We start from the raw sequence: 19,677 nt of genomic DNA on the forward strand, positions 1-19,677 counted from the left end.
TATAATTATGCATCTTTATATCATTTACTTTTTAATAGAAGGCCAAACAAACCCTGTTGTATCCGGGGCTTTATTTGACGTTTCTCTAGGCGCACTTTTTGGTCTGCGAATAGGTCTATTATTTATCGTATGTATATAAAGGGCCTCTACTTTGTCTCGGGCCCATGGTGTTTTACGCAAAAATTTCAAACTAGATTTAATGCTAGGATCGTCAGTAAAACACTTGATTTTAACTTGCTCACCTAATGTTCTCCAGCCAAGTCTTTGTTCTAACTCAACAAGTATTTGTTCTAATGTTACCCCATGTAATGGGTTTTTAGGTTGATTATTCATAGCCATACTACTTATTTAAACTGTGCGTATTGTAGCTTAATTCGTGCATAGAGGCTAATTCACCGTAATTGTTTGCGGCTTAGTTGGGTAAATAGCATTCCCTTGCTTATCTAGTTTGAGCCAGATCAGTCGGCTATTATTATGTTGCGGGGTTTTAGCGCCACAAATTAAAGTGAACGAGTGAATTTGTATTAATGCACCTTCGCTGTAGCGTTTATTGTCGTACCAACATTGGGTATCGGCATTTATAAACTGATCAGCGTCGACAACTGAGAGTGTTTTGATGGTATTTGCTTGGCTTAGCATTGTGAATGTTAAGCAAGTAAAACAAAAACATAGAATAAATAAATTACGCATTTTTCACCTTAAATTGTCATGAGTTTAAAAATAGTACACAAAGCTAAAAAACATGCTAGGGTAAGTTTAGTACAACACATTTAGTAAAACACAAAACAATAAAAAGGTGAACACATGCAATTTAACCAAACAATGATAGAAGAGTTTACGCTATTGGCTAAATTTCCACGCGACAGTAAAATGCAGGGAATTAAATTACATTCAGATGCAGAGCCAAGTTTACTTAGTGCAGCGCAACGGTTATTTGAAAAAGGGATTATAGATAGCCCAGATGGCGGTTATTTAACTGATCTGGGCTTAGACTTAATTGAGCACGTTACGGTTATTCATAGTGCGCTACAACGTTAGTTTTAAATTAGCTCAATTTGCATCGGGCTGATTTTGCGGAGCAGCATCATTAAATGCAGCCAATTTATTACAACGCGCGTAAATGGCTGCAATTTTTGGATAAGCAGCCATATCAACATTAAAACGAATAGCATTAAACACTTGCGGGACTAGGCATATATCCGCGAGCGTTGGTTGATCACCAATACAATAGTCATCATTTTCGTTTAGCAAAAGTTCTATTTTTTCAAAGCCTATCTCAATCCAGTGTCGATACCATTTATTTTTAGCCTCATCATCTACCCCTAGCTCATTTGATAGATATTTAAGGACACGTAAATTATTAACAGGGTGTATATCGCAGGCAATCGCAAAACTTAAATTTCTTATTTTCGCTTTTTGCCACGCAGTTCCTGAAATTAACGGCGACTGTGGGTACGTTTCATCAAGCCATTCAAGTATCGCAAGCGATTGGGCTAATACGCCGTCATCGGTTTCAAGTGCAGGGAGTAAGCCTTGTGGATTCATTTTTAAATAGTCGTCGCCAAGTTGCTCTGACTTTAAAAGGTTAACAATCGCAAGTTCATGATCGATTGCTTTTAAATTAAGCGCTATACGGACTCTGTAAGCGGCTGATGAACGAAAGTAGCTGTATAATTTCATAATTAATCCTGTGAGCCTGTAAATTGCTTTTTAATAGTACGCCAGCAGTCAGTGTAATTTGGCTGGCGTTCTTGTCCTTCTAATGCGTATTTTGTCGGCGAAATGATATAGCGCGACTCAAACATAAAGGCTAGGGTATTTTCGTATTTTTGTGGAACCAGTTCCGCATTAGATGCTTTTTCAAATACATCGGCTTCAGGACCATGCGGCGACATACAATTGTGTAAACTCGCACCACCTGGTACAAAACCGTGCTCTTTTGCATCATATACACCTTCGATTAAGCCCATAAACTCGCTCATAATATTGCGATGATAGTAAGGCGGCCTAAATGTATTTTCGGCGACCATCCAACGAGGCGGGAAAATAACAAAATCAACATTCGCCATGCCTTCAGTGGCTGATGGCGACGTCAATACCGTAAATATAGACGGGTCGGGGTGATCAAAACTAACCGTATTCATGACGTTAAAACGCGATAAATCGTATTTATACGGCGAACTATTCCCTGTCCATGCGACTACATCAAAAGGAGAGTGCTTAATTTCGCAGCTAAATAAATTACCATTGAACTTAGAAACCAGTTCAAAGTCACCTTCTTTATCTTCATAGGCTGCCACTGGGTATTGAAAATCTCGGTCGTTGGCATAACCATTGGCACCAACAGGGCCACGCTCTGCAAGCTCTAATGCATGGCCATAATTTTCGCAAATATAGCCGCGCGCAGTATCGTCAATTAAGTCAACAGAGAATTTGATGCCTCGTGGGATCACAGCAATTTCACCCGGTTTAATGCCTAATTTACCGCACTCGGTGTGAATTAATAACTCACCTTGCTGAGGGACGAATAGCATTTCGCCATCGGCATTACAAAAGTAGCGGTCTTGCATTGACTGATTGGCTACATATACATGAATGCCAATACCCGATTGTCCATTTGCGCTACCGTTCGCGGCCATTGTTACTAATCCGTCTATAAAATCGGTCGGTGCAGAAGGTATATCAATTGGGTTCCAGCGCAGCATTGTTGGTGGTGTTACAGCTTCTGTTATGGGTGCTGTTCTTAGTAAACCGTTATCCATTGCACGATAATCACCTTGCACCACCGACGGACGAATTCGGTAAAACCAAGTTCGACGATTTGCAGCACGCGGAGCAGTGAAGGCCGTTGAACTAAATTGCTCAGTGTATAAATCGTATTTAACTTTTTGTGGACTAAATTGACCTATTGGCAATGCACCGGGCAGCGCTTGTGTTTCAAATTCATTTCCAAAACCGGTCATATAATTTAATTGTGTGGCCATTACTGATTCCTGTGAGAGAAGGTTGGTTTTATGTTTTTATTATTTAAGGTAAGATACTCTCAAGTGAGACTAATATCAAATGTGCTAACATGCATCTGTGTAAATAAAAATGAACAGATAAGTAAGCTTTACAGAGCTGGAATACCTGAAATGCAAATAGATTTAGCAACGTTTTTACCTTATCAATTAACCAATATCGCAACGCGTGTCAGTAACGACTTTGCCGAGGTTTATCAAACTAAATACGGTTTAACTATTCCTCAGTGGCGAATACTTGCTAATTTAGCGCAGTATGGGCAAAGCAACGCAAAGGATTTATGCCTTCAAGCAAATATGGATAAATCGACGTTATCGCGTGCGACAAAAGTATTGATAGATAAAGGCTTAATTCGCAGTCAATTGAATGAGAGTGACAAGCGGGCGGTACTACTTATGCTCAGTGAAGCAGGGCAAGAAATATATCAACAAATAGCACCCGATGCGCTTGCGTGGGAAAAGCAATTATTAAATTCATTAAGTAGAGAGGAATATGCAGTATTGATGAGCGTTTTTGATAAGTTGAATAACACATTAAAAGAATAAAAAAGCCCACAAAGTGGGCTTTTTTAATAGTAACTAATTTAAATTATTAAATTAGAAAGTGTAACGTACACCTACACGCATTTCCCATAATGACGCACCAGTTTGCACTGACGTATTTGCGTTATTACCGTTAAAGCCTGAGTAAACGTAACGACCTTGATCATCTAGTGATGTTTTGATCATGCTAGCGCCTACGAAAGGACCTTTCTTAAGTACGCCCCAGTCATCATTTAACATGTTTGTAAGGTTGTCGATTACAAAGAATGCTTCACCTTTGTGACCTTCCATAAAGCCTGGTAGTTCTTGTGTAATCTTAAAGTTAAACTTAACAAACCAATCTGAATTCTGTTGGTTGCGACTAGCGATTTCACCGCGTTTAAGTCCTTCAGAAGCAATAAAGTCATTGAATTCATTGATTTCATCAGCCGACATGTTGTAAACAACGTTTGGATCGTTTTCAAGTGGAACGTAAAGTAATTGACGGCTACCATTCCAGCTTTCATCACCCCAAACACGATCGCTTTCGTCAAACGTAAAGCTGTAAGGTAAGCCTTTATATGCTTCACCGTAAAGGTTAAAGCGTGTTTCAAAGCCGTCTACAAACTCATGCTTGTAACCAAGCGTCATAGTAAAACGATGCGGAATTTCATAATCTGAAGATGCAACACCAGGGTTACCTGGGTTAGAAAGCGCGATGTTACCGTAGTTAGAACCGGCTGTAGAGCTAGTCATTGGGTTTACATCGTCTGCGTCTGTGTATGCATAACCAAAGCTAAAATTAATGCCGTTGTCGTACATTTTGCTGATTGCAGCAGAAATAACTGAAGAATCACCACTGTTACCACTTACGTTAGTAAGAAGTAAATCACCACCGCGACCATCGATTCTTTCATAAATAGGGCGACCATCAAACGTAGTTTCAGCGCTATCTTGAAGTGAAATGTCACGCATTACAGCAGCATCTTTCTTCTTAGAGTATAAGTAGTCAACAGAAATTACATATTCGTCTTCAGTTGTGTATGTAGCACCAAGTGAGTATTTCCACTCTGAAGGAATTTCGAAATCTGGGTCTACAGCATTAACTGTACCATCACCAGAACCTATTTCTGTAGCACCAATAATATCATAAAGTTCTTGTGGAACTTCAAAGCCAGGAGTTCCACCATTCACGTTAGGAGTGTTAAATAAGTCAATAGTTCTTGAATCAGAATCATAATTACTTAATTGACGTTCTCTTGTAGCGATTTGAGTAATACCGTCATTTGAGTATGAGTTAGACAGCCATACGTTCGGGTTACCACCAGAGAACAAGCCTAGGCCAGCACGTACTTCAAGTTCGTCAGTTGCATACCATTGGAAACCAACACGTGGTTGCAGTAAGTCAATACCATCAAATGTAGACTGGTTGCTATAACCATAACGGCTAGTGAAGTTTTGGTTAAAGTTAGGAACGTCATCGCTTGTGTATTTGTCATATCGTAAACCAAACTGAATTGTTGCATCTAAGTCAGTAAATGCGTATTCATCTTGTACATAAAACGTGTGTTGAGCATACTCAAAACTAGCACCCGAATCAGTTGGATCGTTTGTTCCAGCTGAGTTGTTGTAGTAGATACGGTCGGCTATACCTGCTTCAAACTCATCGATTGAACCAAAACGGTATTCACCTTCAGTGTGCTGCACAAACAAGTTGAAAACGCTTAGATTTTCATATTCATAGCCAGCAGTAATAGTGTGTTGGTCTAAGTAGTAAGTACCAGCCACTTTAAATGTAGTTGTGTCGTAGTCTAAATCGTTTGATTGACGAGAATCATCTGGGCCAATGAATACAGTGCCGCCATTATCAGTACGAATTTGCATTTCACCAAAACTACTTGCAGCATCTAATGACTGAACAGTGGCATCTAGCTCTGATTTACCTAAACGAACTTCAGTAGAAAAATCGTCTGACCAATCAGAATATACAGAACCAATAATCGACGTAAACTCAGCACTTTGATCATAGAAGTGGTTTGATAAAGAAACACGGCTAGAACCAGTATCAGACTGAGAAATTGTATTACCGTCGTTGTAGTTATAAATTAAGTTTGCACGGTGATCTTCGTTGATGTTCCAATCTAGTTTTACTAAGATTTTTTCATCTTCAACAGGCATGCTAGATGGCATACCGCCAACATCGTAACCATATACAGATTGAGCGATGTTAGTGATGCGCGTAATATCTTCAGCTGTTACGCTGCCAGTGTTTAAACCGTCGTAGTTAAACTGACGAACACCTTCAAGTTTCTCGTAAGAAGTGAATAAAAATAGTTTATCTTCAATTAGTGGAAGACCTACGTTAAAGCCGTAACGTTTTTCAGTGTAGTTACCGTTATCAACTTCATCACCTTCAATTTCGTCGCCTTTCATTGAATCATTTGTGTAATCGAAGAAAACACCACCGTGAACGTCGTTGCCACCAGATTTAGTTACAGCGTTGATGTTACACGATGTAAAGCCACCGTATTGAACGTCAAAAGGGGCTAGCTCAGCTGAAACTTGTTCAATAGAGTCGAAAGAGAAAGGGGCACGGATAGTAGGGTAACCGTTTGAGCTTAAACCGAAGTTATCGTTCATGCGAACCCCGTCAAGCGTTAAGCTGTTGTAACGTGGGTTACCACCACCACAGTTGATTGAACCACGGCTATCATCAATTGTGATACGTGGGTCAATACGGATGATGTCTTTTAAATCACGGTTGATAGCTGGTTGGTTTTCAAGATCCGTTAGCGTAAATGTAGACGCAGGACCAGTTCCACCAGACATAGAGCTAATTGGAGCACCCGTAACGACAATTTGTTCCATACTTGATTGTGACTCAAGAGAAACGTTTACTGGGTAATCGTTACCAATGTTTAATATGATGTTATTAAACTCTTGGTCTGCGTATACATCTGAATCTACAACGACTTTATAAGGGCCACCAACACGAAGGCCTTTAGCTGTAAAATAACCCGCATCATTTGCTTCCGTTGTTTTTACTGATCCAGAAGGCACATGTAAAATTGTTACTTTTGTTCCTGCTGCTGGATTACCATTAGGACCTGTGATCTGACCTTTAATTGCAGAGGTTGTTTCGTTAGCAATTGCAGCACCACTTACACCAACACATGCCGCAATGGCAAGTGAAAGAGCTGTTTTGCGAAGTTGAGTTTTCATTTAATTTTCCCGTGTAGTTAGTAATTAAATTTTTATATTTTTATATTTGATGCTTTAGCGAACAAAGCGAAGCGCTAAATTTACTAAACATCTTGTCTATTGTACTTCATTTGTTCGTTACAAATAAAATACAACTGTAATATTTTTTTAATAAGCGGTTATGCTTATAACTATTTACAGCTTTTGTGCGATAACATTTAGCAAAAAAATATACTACGCGGGTTTTATGACAAATATATGAAATGAAAATTTGAGGTATAAAAAACCCACTACAAAGTTGTAGTGGGTTGTTAATATAACTTAGTTAAGGCTTATTATGTGCCTAAAGTTACAGCTTAAAACTTATAGCTTACGCCAATTTTAGCCTGCCAAGCAGACGAAGACGTTGCTATTTCGCTATAGTTTCTTACGTCTGTGCCATTGTAGCTACTATCAATTAAGTACCTACCTTGGTCATCAAGCCCACCAAAATCGTAAACTGTTTGAGTTGAATAGCGTAAGCGTTTTTCGACTCCCCAGTCACTATTTAATAGGTTAGCGAAGTTATCAATCATGAAGTAAACTTCACCACGGTGTCCATCAGCAAAACCAGGTATTTCTTGTTTGATGCTGATGTCCATTGTAGTAACCCAAGGTTGGGTTGCGGTATTTTTAGCTAAAATGTGTCCACGTTCGCTAATACCAGCTTCGTTTAATATCGTCTCTAGTTCAGACCACTTCATTTTAGATTTATCCCAATTTACATTAGGATCATCTGCGCCAGTTGGGATGTAAGGTAAATAGGCCGCATTAGAGTATAAAGATTCAGTGTCACCTAAATGACTATCTTTGTACATGTTCATAGTGTAGCTAAATGGACGACCAGAGCGACGTTCAAAGTAAACATTAAACTTAGTAGCATAACCTGCGAAAAATTCAGCGCTATAACCTAAGTTAATTTTAAAGCTATGCTCAACTTCATAAAAGCCACGCGCTGCAATATCTTGGTTGCGGTTTACAGTCGTATTGTGTTTATAGTTACCTTCAGCTTGCGATGCAGAACCAACAGCGGCTTCTGTTACATCTTGGTGTGCATAGCTTACAGATGTAAATAAGCCATTTTCCCATTCTTTAGCAATACCTGTTGAAATGATGATTGAGCGACCATCATCTGACGAATTAGTCATTTCGGTATCTACATTGTTTCGTGAAGAGCCACTATAAATACTTTCATTAATTACACGTACACCATCGGCAGCAACGCCTACAGGTCTTATCGAAGTATTGTGCCATACGGCTTCATTTTCTTTTTTATGATAAGCAATTTCAGCTTGCCATTTAAAGCCATCACCTAAAAGTTCTGAATCGAATTCATATTCAAAGCCAACTTGAGTACGGATACTTGAAGGTAGTTTAAAGTCAGGATCGATATAAGCTACGCTACCCGCACCTTGCTCTAATGAGTTTTTAATTGCATCAGGAACTTGTGTAATATCAGCTTTATTATTAGTGTAGTACTCGTTAATTGCTTCGCTTGGTGCATTAACAAAAGTAATACCATCGCTTTGGTACGAGTTGTTATACCAAACATTAGGAATACCACCTTGGAAACGACCGATACCACCGCTAATTGTAAGTGCTTCAGTTGCATAATATTTAAAACCAACACGTGGCAGTATAATATCAAGACCGTCTAGGTTTTCTTGGTTGCTGAAACCATGTGTACTTTGGAAGTTTTTATTTAATTTAGGTTTATCATCTGACGCTAAACGCTCATAACGAACACCCGCAGTAACTTCTAAGTCATCACCTACATAAAAAGTATCTTCAATGTATAGCGCTAATTGGCTGCGGGTAACATCGTAAGCTGTGTCTGCAGAATTATTTGTATAAGCATTACTGTATGAGAAATCGTATGGCTGGTTACCATTAACATCTTTATTTCTAGCTTGTGTATCAAAGCCAACAAGGCGGTTCTCAAAGTCATCAAAGCTCTTAAACTGCCATGAACCTAAAGAGTTCGGTGCGAATAAGTTGTATAAATTAAGTGATTCGTACTGTGCACCAAAGTTGATTTCGTGCTCATCCATAAGATAAGTTGCATCAAATGTTAGTGTAAGATTTTTGGTTTCAGAACGGTTGCCGTGGCGAGTGTAATCTGTACCAAACGTGTATAAAGCACCTGTGCCGCGACCAAATTTTTCTTCTTCGTATACCTTAACGCTGCCGATATCTGAACGTGTTGCGCTATTAGAGGTAACATGTTTGTATGCAATGCCAATTTCTGTTGAAAAATCATCATTCCAATCAGAGTATAGCTTAGTTGCAAAGTTATTAAATTTAGTTACGTAATCATAAGTATTTGAAACCATGACAACAGACTTACCGCCAGTGCTTGTGTTTTTCTGGTCTTGGTCGTCTTGCCATTGGTATGTAAAATCTAAACGGTGATTATCACTCGCATTCCAGCTTAGTTTTACAAGCAGGCTTTCGTTTGTATCTTCAGGTGCACCTGCTAATGAATCGGTTAAACCGTATGTATCATTTAGAATAGAGATAAAACGATTATAGTTTGCTTCACTGGTTTTGAATTCGTTAGCGGCACCAGAGTTTTCAAAACCGTAGTCTAAATCTAGTTCACTTGACCATTTTGCATAATTTACGAAGTAAAATAGTTCGTCTTCAATTAAAGCACCACCTACATTAAAGCCGTATCGCTTTTCAGTTTGAATAGGCTCTACTTTAGTAAATGAAAACTGCTTAAGGTTTGTAGCTTTATCTACATCTTCTTCACGAATGTTTTTTACATCACCAGCTAGTTCTGGTGTTGAAATTTCGTAAAAGCCTGAAAACTTAAATTCGTTAGTACCACTTTTTGTTACAGCGTTAATAGTACCGCCACCAAAGTTACCTTTAGATGCAGAAAATGGCGATACATCGACAGATACTTGTTCAATTGCATCAAGTGCTACAGGAGGCTGAGATGTTGGGTAACCGCCAAAATTCAAACCAAAGTCATCATTTTGACCAATACCATCAACGGTTAAACCGTTTGTACGTGGGTTACTACCAGCAAACGTTAGTTCACCGTTACCGTTGATGCTTGCTAATGGGTTCAAACGCGCAATATCTTTAATATCACGGTTAAAACTTGGCATATTCTCGATTGTATCAGCACCAAAAGTACTGCTAGAACCGCCAGATTGCTGAACGATTTTATAACCAGACACTTCAATCTTTTCAATATTTAATGGCGCCAGTTGTGAACTTAAACGGTATGTTTCACCAAGGTTTAAGAAGATATTTTCAACTGTAGTATCATTGAATGTGTCAGAATCGATGATTACCGTATATGGACCACCTACACGTAAACCATTTGCGATAAATGTACCATTTTCATTGGTTGTTAACTCGCTGATTGTGCCAGTTGGTTGGTGAACAACTTTAATTTTAACGTTTGCAGCACTGCCACCTGAAGGCGTTGTAATTTTACCACGCATTGCAGATGAAGTGTCAGCAGCCATTGCGCTTGTAGAAACACCTAGAGCTAAAATTACGGCTCCAGTTAATTTCGAAAGGCGAAGCTTAGTCATAATATTGATTTCCCGTGTGTAGATTATTTAAGTTTAATTTGCAGTTTGTTGATCAGTATTCATTTTAAGTGCTGTTTCTAACTCTTTGGCTGACGGATCAAATAGAGTATTGAGTAATCCAGCTAAGCGAATTCCAGCTTGTTGTAAACGCGTTTTTACTATCGGCGTGTTGTTGTATATGTAGCTGTAGCCAATTTCTTCGTTCGTTGATTTGTAGATTTTATTTGCTAAATTACGTGATTCTTCAAGCCAAGTTGTTGGCGAACTTTGTAAATAGTCAGCAATTAATTCACTATTGTTGGTATCTATAAATTGTGCAAACTCGGTATACGACAGGTTTTGATTTTCGATTAACTTTGTATCCCAAAGACTATGAAGGTTTGTTTCTTCTCTAAAAAAAGAAACTTTAATTTTGTTACCGCCTCGGTCTTCGCTTCTGCCAGCATGAAATGGTTGATGACTATCACCGACCAAGTGCACTAAAAAACGTAAACTAAATTGCTTTGCATCAAGTGAGCTCTTCGCATCAGTCAATGTTTGCATTGAATAATGAATGCCTTCAAGAATATTACTAACAGACTCTTTAGCATGCGTATGTGCATGGTTTAGGCTCAATGCTTTATTTGGTGCTGCGTTAATATAATGCCAGCGAGAAGATTTTTTTTGCCAAAACTCGCCAGGGGCAGAGCGCATTTCATCAGGCCATGTAGATATTTGTGCTAACGATTCACCATCAAGATAAGGAAGTATGGCAGCTTTAGTTGTTTCGCTTATGTGAGACTCTGCAAGTTTTCCTATAATACGATGACCATTTTGGCCCCAAGCATACGAATCAGTGCTTGTGAAAATTGCACTAATTAACAGTGCAGAAGATATCGAGTATTTTAAATTGTTATGCATTAGAACTTCCTAAATGAATGCTTCATGTCGTTGCTACAAGTTAATGCGGTCAATTGTCCTCATTTTTAGCGCTAATAGGAAGGACTCAATAAAATTCATAATTTCTCATTCATAATCTTTTAAATTCAATGCCTTATATTTGATGAGTAAAATTACTTGTTGTAATAAGTAAGTAAAGTTGTTCAAATGCGTTATACAACTTAATTTTGAGTAACACTTCGTTGAATTTTAAAAAAGTCATGTTGCAAAGAACTTCAATTGTTACATTTTTGTTTCTATTTCTGGTTATTACATGGATATGCGGTCAATTTATTGTTGACAACGATGACTTACATTTTCCGGTAATGATTGAAACCTCAACCGAATGCCAAACAACGGCAACGAGTAATAATGGTCAACTGATAGTTTTTACACAATCAAAAAAAATAGCAAAATCGTTAACACAAAACCTGTGTTCTGATAACGTTGTGGCTAAACAATATGGCTCAGTAATAGGTTACTGGGGTTACAGAACCGCAGATAGTTTTGAGTTTGTAGGAAAGGGAATTGCAGATTTAATTTTAGCTAAGAATAATATAATGGCCGCGTTTAAGGCTGAATCTACTTATAACTATCAGCCTGTTGTTGGGTTTGCTGATTACACGGCATTTTTTATTTCATCGAGGGAGAAACCGCGTCTAACAAAAGAGTATTTTTTAGATAAGCGAGTTGGTTTGCTCGATTACCCTACAAGTCGATCTGGGCATATTTTACCGAAACAAACATTTAAAGAGTTAGATATTAACTTAGCTAATTTAGATGTTACGTATGCTCGTTCGCACAACGAGCTCCGCGATTTACTGGCTAATGGGCAAGTAGACATTATTGCTTCGTTTTGGAAAGAAAGTGACGCACAGCGTTTTTCAAAAAACTATATTACGCCGTTAAGTAATAATGTCTCTGGAACACGTTGGTATTTAAAAATGCAGCAACAAAATACTGATCTCTTGTGTAGTGTTCAAACACACTTATTGGCAATGTCTAAAGATCAGGCGCTACATTATTATCAAGACGTTGAGGCATACTGGAACTGCGAGACTAAAAACGTCAGCTTTAAAGGTGAGTTGGATGATGAGTAAATTGACTATACCGGTTTTTACCCTGATCTTATTTTCTATGTTTTCCAGCGTGTTTTATATCTCCGCTAAGCAAAAGCAGCAAGATGTAGTTAAGCTAAGAATCAATGAAATAGAGAAGCAGGTTGCACTTGATTTACCACTTCTGGATTTATCTAATAAATTATTGAAACATGTGGGTAATAAAGAAGCCATTGACGACTACATTAAAAAGTTAAATGGTCTGCTACCTAATAACAATGTAACACTTAAAAATATAACCCCCGCGAGTGAATCAACGGTTAAATTAGCGCTAGATGAGAGCGTTAGTTATTTACGCGCTAATAATGGGCATGTTCTACTTATATTTAATACGCAAAATAAAGTGATAACAGTACGCCACTTTATTGTATTTGCAATACTTTTTGTATTGAGTATATGCTTGAGTATGTGGCTCAAATTGATTTTGGTTCAAAGTAGTCACAATACAAAGCATCCAAATTTAAGCAACGACGCTTTCGAGCACGCGCCGCTTTCACTTATTATTGACCTTAACAGTAAAACACTCTCTAGTTCCTATGCCATTGACTTGCAGACGTCCTTAGCTAATAAGCCTCTATGTTTTTATTTGGCTCTTGTTGAATTTTGCGAACGCCATAGTGATAGCGTCCTTAATCAAAATAAAAACGTGCCAGATGAGCTTGTTGAGTTGGCAAATAAGTATTTTCATCGGTTAGTTGAATTAGGGCATACAGTAAGAAAACGGCCTAATTTTAATAGTAGCCTTGAAAAAACATTAAGTGAAATTCGCGCTGCACTTGATGAAGTGCTGAATGACTATCCTGATCAAAAAGATATTTATTATCCACCAAAGGCCTATGGTGAGGGTTCACGTTCACGATTACATAGTTATGGGTTAGTCAATATAGATAAGGGACATATTGAAATTATAGGAAAGTAAGCAAGTCCAACAAGCTGTATACGTGTTTGGGCTATTAAACGCATAAAATCACTCTCTAACGTCGGTAAAATTTTAATAACGTGAGAGAGTGATTTTCCAATCTAAGATTTTTTGCTTAAACAGCTTGGCATTTAACCTGAACTCAGGTTATTTAGCAACTCATACCTTTATTTTGGTGAATACTCAGTTACCTTTATAGGGCTATTTTGAGAAATAAAGTTTTTAAGTGCTTGTGCATCGGTTTCATCGGTACTTACATAGCCTTGCAATTCAGTAATCGTTGGGTATCCATCGCCGCCAGATGCATTGTAACTATTAAGACTCATGCGATAAATTTTATTTTTGTCCAACGGTTGCCCATTAATGGAGACCTTAATTAGTTGCCCATTTTTACGTTCAAACGATAGTTTATGATATTGTAAATAAGCGCCAGAATCAGCCGGAAAGCCTGTTACTACATTTAGATAATTCCATAAGTCGCTGCCTTGCCAATCCATATAAGTGATACGGTTTTTGAAAGGGTGCACTTTTAAAATGTCTTTATAACTTACTTCCCCAGCTTCAATTGAGCTGCGAATACCCCCACCACTTATTAATCCAAAATCAGCACCTACCGTATTCATTTGTGCCTGAATGATTACCCGTGCTAGGTTAGTTTGTTGATAGCGTACTTTGTTTCTGTCGCCTTCTAAACGAGCATCAACATCGCCTATTTTACCTTCAATTTGTTTAGCGCCTTTAGCTTGATATACCGCTAAAAAAGATTCAAGTTTTGAGTCTGGTTTAATGTACTCGTTTGCTAATACTGCTTTGGTAGAGCCATCAGCTTGTACTTTATCTACATATAAATTAACCGGCATAAGTTTGTAATCAAGTAATGTTAATTCACCATTTTCAAGTTTAAACTCAGCTTTACCAACATACTTCCCCCATTCATGGGCTTGCATTATGTATGTACCATTTTGTTGATCAGGTTTACAGGCAAGACCTGGCTTAAAATGATCGTCGTTGACATTTTTACCTGCCATACAAATAGGCTCTTGAGAGTGCCCACCTATTATCATATCAAGAGTATTGGCAGGTAATGAGCGAGCTAGCGTTACATCGCCAGGCGCATTAATACCAAATTGAGCATCTATGTAATGGCCCATATGGGTAAGTGCAATAGTGATGTCTGGATTGTATTGCGCTTTAATTTTTTTTGCTAAGGCCGCTGTTATTTCTACTGGATCTTTAAATTCTAAATGCCCAATGTACTGCGGGTTACCTATTTTGGCTGTGTCTGTTGTTGTGAGGCCAATCACAGCGATGGTTAATCCATTTTTTTTAAATATTTTATAACTGTCGAACGCATGTTCACCAGTCGATTTTTCAAAAATGTTTGCAGATAGGAAGGGGAAATTAACCCATTTTTGCTGCTGTTTTAATATAGCGATAGGATTATCGAATTCGTGATTACCTAGTGCCATTGCATCGTAACCAATTAACGCCATTCCTTTAAAGTCGGGCTCTGCTTTTTGTAAGTCAGACTCAGGTATGCCGGTATTTATGTCACCGCCGGATAACAGTAATACGGCATGGCCTTGTTTTTGTGCATCATTACGTAATGAGTCGATAAGCGTTTTACGGGCCGCCATTCCATATTCACCTTTCTCATTATGCCAAAAGCGACCATGGTTATCATTAGTATGAAGTATTGTTAAATATTCAGTAGAAGAATTACTTGATACAGGATCTAAAGTTGAAGATGTACAGCCAAGTACACTTAAAATAAACGTGAAAAAAATAATTATACGCATAAAACACCTATGGATTAAGGTCTACTCAATTTATTAGGTGGGTAGTTTAAACTAGTTTTATGCTAAAAAAACGTAGTTATTTATTTTTTCGTTTAATTACAATTAGTGGCAGCACGCTCTCTTCGTTTTAATTCTTTGCTCGCGATCTCTGCTTTGTGATGTTTAGCCGCTATCATCCATGTTAAAAAGCTTGCAGGTAATTTTGTGTAAGCTTGGCCTTTGTGTAAACCGAAGTCACAAATTGTGTGGTTTGTATCAGACATAGGTATTTTCTATGGTTTGTTATTTTTATTGATATTAACAAATGTACTGAACTGGGAAAGATGATTTAGTTACATATTAGTGGTTTTGTATAACTAAAAAGAATATTAATGTAACTAAGTTGTTATCAATGCGGTATGATTTGTATTAATTATCGCTTTTAGATCGATTTTTAAAGTGGCTGATATTATTCTGCCCATGAAGCACTCTCCTAAATAAATATAAAAACAGGAATACAACATGAAAAAAATTTTAATTGGCTCATTATTGGCTACAGCTAGTTTTACAAGTACCGCAACTCTTGTAGAAATGAAAACTAGCCAAGGTGTTATCGAAATCAATTTATTTGATAAGCAAACCCCTAAAACTGTGAGTAATTTTTTAAGTTATATTAATGATGGTTCGTATAATCAAACGGTTATCCATCGTTCAATAAATGACTTTGTAATTCAAGGGGGGGGATTTACTTTTTCTGATTCACTAGACCCAATTACCGTTAAACCAGCCGTTGTGAATGAGCCTGTGTTTTCAAATGTTAAAGGCACTATTGCGATGGCTAAGAAATCAGGTAATGCAAATAGTGCGACAAGCCAGTGGTTTTTTAATATGGCTGACAACAGCGCAGGTAGCCCAAAACTAGATACTCAAAATGGTGGTTTTACAGTGTTTGGGCAAATTACTGCGGCAAGTCAAGTGACGCTTGATAAAATAGCTGCGCTGGTTCATTGTAAAGAAATGCCTGTTGTTAATTATACTGCTGCGCAATGCTCAAGCAGTGATGCAACCATGAGTAATGCCAATTTGGTATCTATTGAAAGTATATCAATCGTAAATGATGATCCTGATTCATCACAAGGTTTAACTGCTGTAGTAAATACCTTAATTAAAAAAGACACATCGTCTTCAAATAGCAGTTCAAGTGGTAGTCTGGCGTGGATTTTAGGTGCCTTCTTACTTGTATTACCTAGGTTAAAGCAGGTTAAGTAAATATTTATGAGCGACTTTAAAGTCGCTCATAAAACTTGTATTGTATGTTTACGAGGATCCTTACTAATATTTTCTACCACTCCCTCTCTAAAGGATAGCTATAGAGCCGCAATGTATTTTTTGAGTCAAAATTATCCCTCATCACACCGTCGTATTCATTTTTACAATATGTTACATAACTATATGGTATTTAGTGGCTTGTTGTTAGGTGATAATGTTAATTTAAGCTCATAGATTTAAGTATTACGTCTTCATTTGACTGTGACTACAGTCGTCGTTTATAGGGCGATTATCAAGGCGTTTCTAGTCTTCGACCTTAAGTATATTAAATTAGCTATTTATTTTTGTTATCTTAAAATGGAAAAAAAATGAAAAAAATTATTGGCTTTAGCGCCATAGCACTTGCTGTTTTAAGCGGTTGCTCGAATACGTCTCCTATCTCTCAAGCACCACAGGCTTCTTTACTGTCGGACACTTTAGTTGTTAGCCCGAATGACAATCGTCAATACAAAACTCTTAAGCTAGCCAACGATATTGAAGTTATTTTAGTTTCAGATCCAAGCGCAGAAAAATCAGCAGCTTCATTGAGTGTTGGTGTCGGCTTGTTACACGATCCTATGTCGCAACAGGGAATGGCACACTATTTAGAACATATGTTGTTTTTAGGCACTGATCGCTACCCTGATACCAAAGGGTATTCTGATTTTATGACCAAAAACGGGGGGGCGCACAATGCGTATACATGGCTTGATATTACGAATTACATGTTTAAAGTTAATAACGATGCGTTTGATGAAGGGTTAGACCGTTTTGCTGATTTTTTTAAAACACCTAAGTTATACCCTGAATACACAGATAAAGAAAAAAATGCAGTAAATGCTGAGTGGTCAATGCGCCGCGAAATGGACTTCTTTGGGCAGTTTAAATTAGCCCGTAAAATGATGGGTGAACACCCAGCTAATCGTTTTTTAATTGGTAACTTAGAAACATTAGGCGACAAAGAAGGGAGCTCGCTTCATAAAGAAACAGTTGATTTTTATAATAAATATTACTCTGCAAATATTATGAAAGTTGCGCTTATTTCAAATTTAACGATAAGTGAAATGGAGCAAAAAGCACAAAAATACTTTGCTGATATAGAAAATAAAAACATCGACAAACCAACAGTAACAACAAAACTTGATTTTGATAACGCAGGCGGTAAACGTGTTTTTTATGCGCCAAATGAAGATGTAAAACAGCTACAACTTGATTTCACTATTGCTAATAATAACAGTGAGTTTGCAGTTAAACCAAACCGCTTTGTAGCCTATCTATTAAGTAACGAAATGCTAGGTAGCCCAGCGCAACTGCTTCGCGACAAAGGCTGGGTATCTCAGCTTTCAGCTTCGTCAACACCTAATCAGTATGGTAACTACGGGTCATTAAATGTAAATGTAGAGCTGACAGATGAAGGCATGAAAAATCGCGAAATGATTGTCGCAACAATCATGCAATACATCGATTTAATCAAACGTGAAGGCGTAGACAGTAAATACTTTAATGAAATTCGCACATCACTCAGTAACCAGTTTAAGTTTTTAGAAAAAGGTGATGAGTTTAATTATGTCAGTGCACTAACGCAAAGCATGCAAGATTATCCTTTAAATCACGCGATTAATGCGCCTTATCATTATGCAAAGTTTGATGCTAATGCGGTAAATAAAGTACTAGAGCAGTTAAATGCCGATACGCTTCGTATTTGGTATATTTCACAGCAAGAAGAAACAGATTCAAAGCTACATTTTTACGATGGTAAATACCGTATTAGTGATATTGGCGAACAAGAAATCGCCAGCTGGAATAAACCAAGTGAGTTTAAGCTGGTACTACCAAGCGTAAATAATTTATTACCAGAAAGTTTTGCAATCAAAACGCATGCATTTAAAGAGCAAAAACACCCTGAGCTGGCTTACGATAAAAATGGTGTAAAAGTATGGCGCCAAGCAAGTCAAAAATTTGCTGAACAACCAAAAGGTTTGGTTGAGGTGTACATAAATACAGAATCTGGTTTGAGCGATATTAAGGCGGAAGTTTTGTATTCTGTTTGGGCTGATTTGTACAATATTCAACAAAGCCAGCTAAGCACTGAAGCAGCTGTCGCGGGTATGAGTGTGAGCCTTGTGCCAAGCAACGGACTTGTTTTATCTATGAGTGGTTTTACAGATAAGCAAAATATTCTTCTAAAACAAGCGTTAAGTGGTCTAAATAGTGATATTACAGCGCAAGCTTTCAATCAAGCTATTGACCGTTTTAAGCGAGATTTATTAAATGAACAAAAGCAGTTTCCATATGCACAAGCTTTTGGTGAATATTCAAAACTAATTCGTACTGGCAGCTTTGACACAGATACGCTTATTAAAACGGCAGATTCGCTTACCATAACAGACTTTAATGAGTTAAAACAAAGCACATTAGCAAATAATGATTTACGTGTATTTAGTTATGGAAATTATAACCAGCAAGACATTGATGCAATAGCAGGTGAGCTAGCCGCTGTTTTACCAAACAATCATAAGCATACTGACTTTGTTCGCAGTAAAGCATGGTTACCGCAAGCGGGTGAAACGCTTGTTCTACAAAAAGATATAGATGTAGCCGATGTTGCCGTCGTTGACATGACAATAAATCCAACCCCAGGCTATAAACAAAAAGCACAGGCTGCAATACTACAAGGCCATTTTAGTACTATCGCATTTGACAAAATGCGTACTGAAGAGCAACTTGCATACGCAGTAGGGGCATTAGCGCGCCCAATTGAAGAGTACTCTGCAATTGGTTTATTTATTCAAACGCCGGTTAAAGGGCCAAAAGAGATTCAAGCTAGGTTTGATAAGTTTAAAAAAGAATACGCAGTTGAGCTAGATAACATGACTGAAGAAACCTTTGCACAACTTAAAAACGCAACGCTGGTATCCCTCAAAGAGCAACCTAAGAACCTAAGTGATGAAATGGGCCCGCTTATCAGTGATTGGTACCGTGAAAACTTTAACTTTGATTCTAAGCAAAAGCTGATTAATGAAGTTGAAAAAGTAACGCTTGCTGATATAAAAGACTACTACAAGCAAACCATGCTTAATCCTAATGCTGCACGTTTAAATGTGCAGTTACGCGGTACGAAGTTTATTGAAAGTGATTTTGCCGATTTACCAAATCAAACTAAAATCACAACGCTTGATGCCTATTACAAAGGTATAAAACTACAAAAGTAGCTAGTTAACTATTAACGCGTTAAAAATAAACCCAGTGTAGTTATACACTGGTTTTTTATTTTATAGCTATAAAGCAGTTGCTTAGCTG

The 19,677-nt window shown here is 37.7% G+C and carries 15 protein-coding genes; 6 read left to right on the forward strand and 9 right to left on the reverse strand.

Translation table 11 applies throughout. From position 1 onward, the window contains the following. Window positions 1-24: 24 nt before the first annotated feature. Window positions 25-333 carry a VF530 family DNA-binding protein gene (locus ACJJVZ_RS01995; RefSeq protein WP_138585276.1) on the reverse strand — a complete coding sequence of 103 codons (309 nt, stop codon included), beginning with the start codon at window positions 331-333 and terminating at the stop codon, window positions 25-27. A gap of 54 nt (window positions 334-387) precedes the next feature. After that, window positions 388-690, reverse strand: coding sequence for a DUF1496 domain-containing protein (locus tag ACJJVZ_RS02000; RefSeq protein WP_077535109.1), 303 nt, complete (start codon window positions 688-690; stop codon window positions 388-390). 114 nt (window positions 691-804) lie between these two features. Between ACJJVZ_RS02000 and ACJJVZ_RS02005 the strand changes: the two genes are divergently transcribed. Continuing rightward, window positions 805-1,038 carry a TIGR02647 family protein gene (locus ACJJVZ_RS02005; RefSeq protein WP_182702720.1) on the forward strand — a complete coding sequence of 78 codons (234 nt, stop codon included), beginning with the start codon at window positions 805-807 and terminating at the stop codon, window positions 1,036-1,038. Between the two features lie 12 nt (window positions 1,039-1,050). On the opposite strand, the gene maiA is transcribed toward ACJJVZ_RS02005, so the two are convergent. Together maiA and hmgA are read right to left on the reverse strand one after the other, a co-directional pair. Next, window positions 1,051-1,680: a maleylacetoacetate isomerase gene (gene maiA / locus ACJJVZ_RS02010; protein ID WP_273048123.1), complete on the reverse strand. Its 630-nt coding sequence runs from the start codon at window positions 1,678-1,680 to the stop codon at window positions 1,051-1,053. A 2-nt stretch (window positions 1,681-1,682) separates the two neighbouring features. Continuing rightward, window positions 1,683-2,984, reverse strand: coding sequence for a homogentisate 1,2-dioxygenase (hmgA, locus tag ACJJVZ_RS02015; RefSeq protein WP_405597669.1), 1,302 nt, complete (start codon window positions 2,982-2,984; stop codon window positions 1,683-1,685). A 150-nt stretch (window positions 2,985-3,134) separates the two neighbouring features. Between hmgA and ACJJVZ_RS02020 the strand changes: the two genes are divergently transcribed. After that, entirely contained in the window at window positions 3,135-3,566 is a 432-nt protein-coding gene (locus tag ACJJVZ_RS02020) for a MarR family winged helix-turn-helix transcriptional regulator (protein WP_405597672.1), read from the forward strand. Between the two features lie 51 nt (window positions 3,567-3,617). Here the strand turns inward: ACJJVZ_RS02020 and ACJJVZ_RS02025 are convergent, their stop codons facing one another. The 3 genes from ACJJVZ_RS02025 to ACJJVZ_RS02035 all read right to left on the reverse strand — a co-directional run bounded on the left by ACJJVZ_RS02025 (window position 3,618) and on the right by ACJJVZ_RS02035 (window position 11,236). Beyond that, the gene (locus tag ACJJVZ_RS02025; protein WP_405597674.1) at window positions 3,618-6,764 is read right to left on the reverse strand and encodes a carboxypeptidase regulatory-like domain-containing protein; all 3,147 of its coding nucleotides are present in this window, start codon (window positions 6,762-6,764) and stop codon (window positions 3,618-3,620) included. A 335-nt stretch (window positions 6,765-7,099) separates the two neighbouring features. Continuing rightward, the gene (locus tag ACJJVZ_RS02030; protein WP_138585281.1) at window positions 7,100-10,336 is read right to left on the reverse strand and encodes a TonB-dependent receptor; all 3,237 of its coding nucleotides are present in this window, start codon (window positions 10,334-10,336) and stop codon (window positions 7,100-7,102) included. A 33-nt stretch (window positions 10,337-10,369) separates the two neighbouring features. Then, complete coding sequence (locus ACJJVZ_RS02035; RefSeq protein ID WP_405597676.1) at window positions 10,370-11,236, reverse strand: S1/P1 nuclease; 867 nt, start codon at window positions 11,234-11,236, stop codon at window positions 10,370-10,372. A 239-nt stretch (window positions 11,237-11,475) separates the two neighbouring features. Between ACJJVZ_RS02035 and ACJJVZ_RS02040 the strand changes: the two genes are divergently transcribed. Together ACJJVZ_RS02040 and ACJJVZ_RS02045 are read left to right on the forward strand one after the other, a co-directional pair. Beyond that, window positions 11,476-12,354, forward strand: coding sequence for a hypothetical protein (locus tag ACJJVZ_RS02040; protein WP_405597679.1), 879 nt, complete (start codon window positions 11,476-11,478; stop codon window positions 12,352-12,354). Further along, window positions 12,347-13,291: a hypothetical protein gene (locus ACJJVZ_RS02045; protein ID WP_077538750.1), complete on the forward strand. Its 945-nt coding sequence runs from the start codon at window positions 12,347-12,349 to the stop codon at window positions 13,289-13,291. Before ACJJVZ_RS02040 ends, ACJJVZ_RS02045 begins: the two co-directional genes overlap by 8 nt. A 167-nt stretch (window positions 13,292-13,458) precedes the next feature. On the opposite strand, the gene ushA is transcribed toward ACJJVZ_RS02045, so the two are convergent. After that, window positions 13,459-15,090, reverse strand: a complete 1,632-nt coding sequence (gene ushA / locus ACJJVZ_RS02050) for a bifunctional UDP-sugar hydrolase/5'-nucleotidase UshA (RefSeq protein ID WP_405597681.1) — start codon at window positions 15,088-15,090, stop codon at window positions 13,459-13,461. A gap of 92 nt (window positions 15,091-15,182) precedes the next feature. Next, window positions 15,183-15,353, reverse strand: coding sequence for a hypothetical protein (locus ACJJVZ_RS02055; RefSeq protein ID WP_167368296.1), 171 nt, complete (start codon window positions 15,351-15,353; stop codon window positions 15,183-15,185). Between the two features lie 238 nt (window positions 15,354-15,591). On the opposite strand from ACJJVZ_RS02055, the gene ACJJVZ_RS02060 reads away from it, so the two are divergent. Beyond that, on the forward strand, window positions 15,592-16,338 hold the full coding sequence (locus tag ACJJVZ_RS02060; protein ID WP_405597682.1) for a peptidylprolyl isomerase: 747 nt from the start codon (window positions 15,592-15,594) through the stop codon (window positions 16,336-16,338). Window positions 16,339-16,706: 368 nt separating this feature from the next. Next, on the forward strand, window positions 16,707-19,589 hold the full coding sequence (locus tag ACJJVZ_RS02065; RefSeq protein WP_405597684.1) for an insulinase family protein: 2,883 nt from the start codon (window positions 16,707-16,709) through the stop codon (window positions 19,587-19,589). Window positions 19,590-19,677: the final 88 nt, after the last annotated feature.

This window comes from Pseudoalteromonas sp. Ld19 (assembly GCF_045064135.1).
Taxonomy (GTDB): domain Bacteria; phylum Pseudomonadota; class Gammaproteobacteria; order Enterobacterales; family Alteromonadaceae; genus Pseudoalteromonas; species Pseudoalteromonas aliena.

Bases quoted from the DNA above. Each gene is read 5' to 3' on its own strand.
- ACJJVZ_RS01995 (WP_138585276.1), bottom strand. From the start codon at position 333: ATGAATAATCAACCTAAAAACCCATTACATGGGGTAACATTAGAACAA.
- ACJJVZ_RS02000 (WP_077535109.1), bottom strand. From the start codon at position 690: ATGCGTAATTTATTTATTCTATGTTTTTGTTTTACTTGCTTAACATTC.
- ACJJVZ_RS02005 (WP_182702720.1), top strand. From the start codon at position 805: ATGCAATTTAACCAAACAATGATAGAAGAGTTTACGCTATTGGCTAAA.
- maiA (WP_273048123.1), bottom strand. From the start codon at position 1,680: ATGAAATTATACAGCTACTTTCGTTCATCAGCCGCTTACAGAGTCCGT.
- hmgA (WP_405597669.1), bottom strand. From the start codon at position 2,984: ATGGCCACACAATTAAATTATATGACCGGTTTTGGAAATGAATTTGAA.
- ACJJVZ_RS02020 (WP_405597672.1), top strand. From the start codon at position 3,135: ATGCAAATAGATTTAGCAACGTTTTTACCTTATCAATTAACCAATATC.
- ACJJVZ_RS02025 (WP_405597674.1), bottom strand. From the start codon at position 6,764: ATGAAAACTCAACTTCGCAAAACAGCTCTTTCACTTGCCATTGCGGCA.
- ACJJVZ_RS02030 (WP_138585281.1), bottom strand. From the start codon at position 10,336: ATGACTAAGCTTCGCCTTTCGAAATTAACTGGAGCCGTAATTTTAGCT.
- ACJJVZ_RS02035 (WP_405597676.1), bottom strand. From the start codon at position 11,236: ATGCATAACAATTTAAAATACTCGATATCTTCTGCACTGTTAATTAGT.
- ACJJVZ_RS02040 (WP_405597679.1), top strand. From the start codon at position 11,476: ATGTTGCAAAGAACTTCAATTGTTACATTTTTGTTTCTATTTCTGGTT.
- ACJJVZ_RS02045 (WP_077538750.1), top strand. From the start codon at position 12,347: ATGAGTAAATTGACTATACCGGTTTTTACCCTGATCTTATTTTCTATG.
- ushA (WP_405597681.1), bottom strand. From the start codon at position 15,090: ATGCGTATAATTATTTTTTTCACGTTTATTTTAAGTGTACTTGGCTGT.
- ACJJVZ_RS02055 (WP_167368296.1), bottom strand. From the start codon at position 15,353: ATGTCTGATACAAACCACACAATTTGTGACTTCGGTTTACACAAAGGC.
- ACJJVZ_RS02060 (WP_405597682.1), top strand. From the start codon at position 15,592: ATGAAAAAAATTTTAATTGGCTCATTATTGGCTACAGCTAGTTTTACA.
- ACJJVZ_RS02065 (WP_405597684.1), top strand. From the start codon at position 16,707: ATGAAAAAAATTATTGGCTTTAGCGCCATAGCACTTGCTGTTTTAAGC.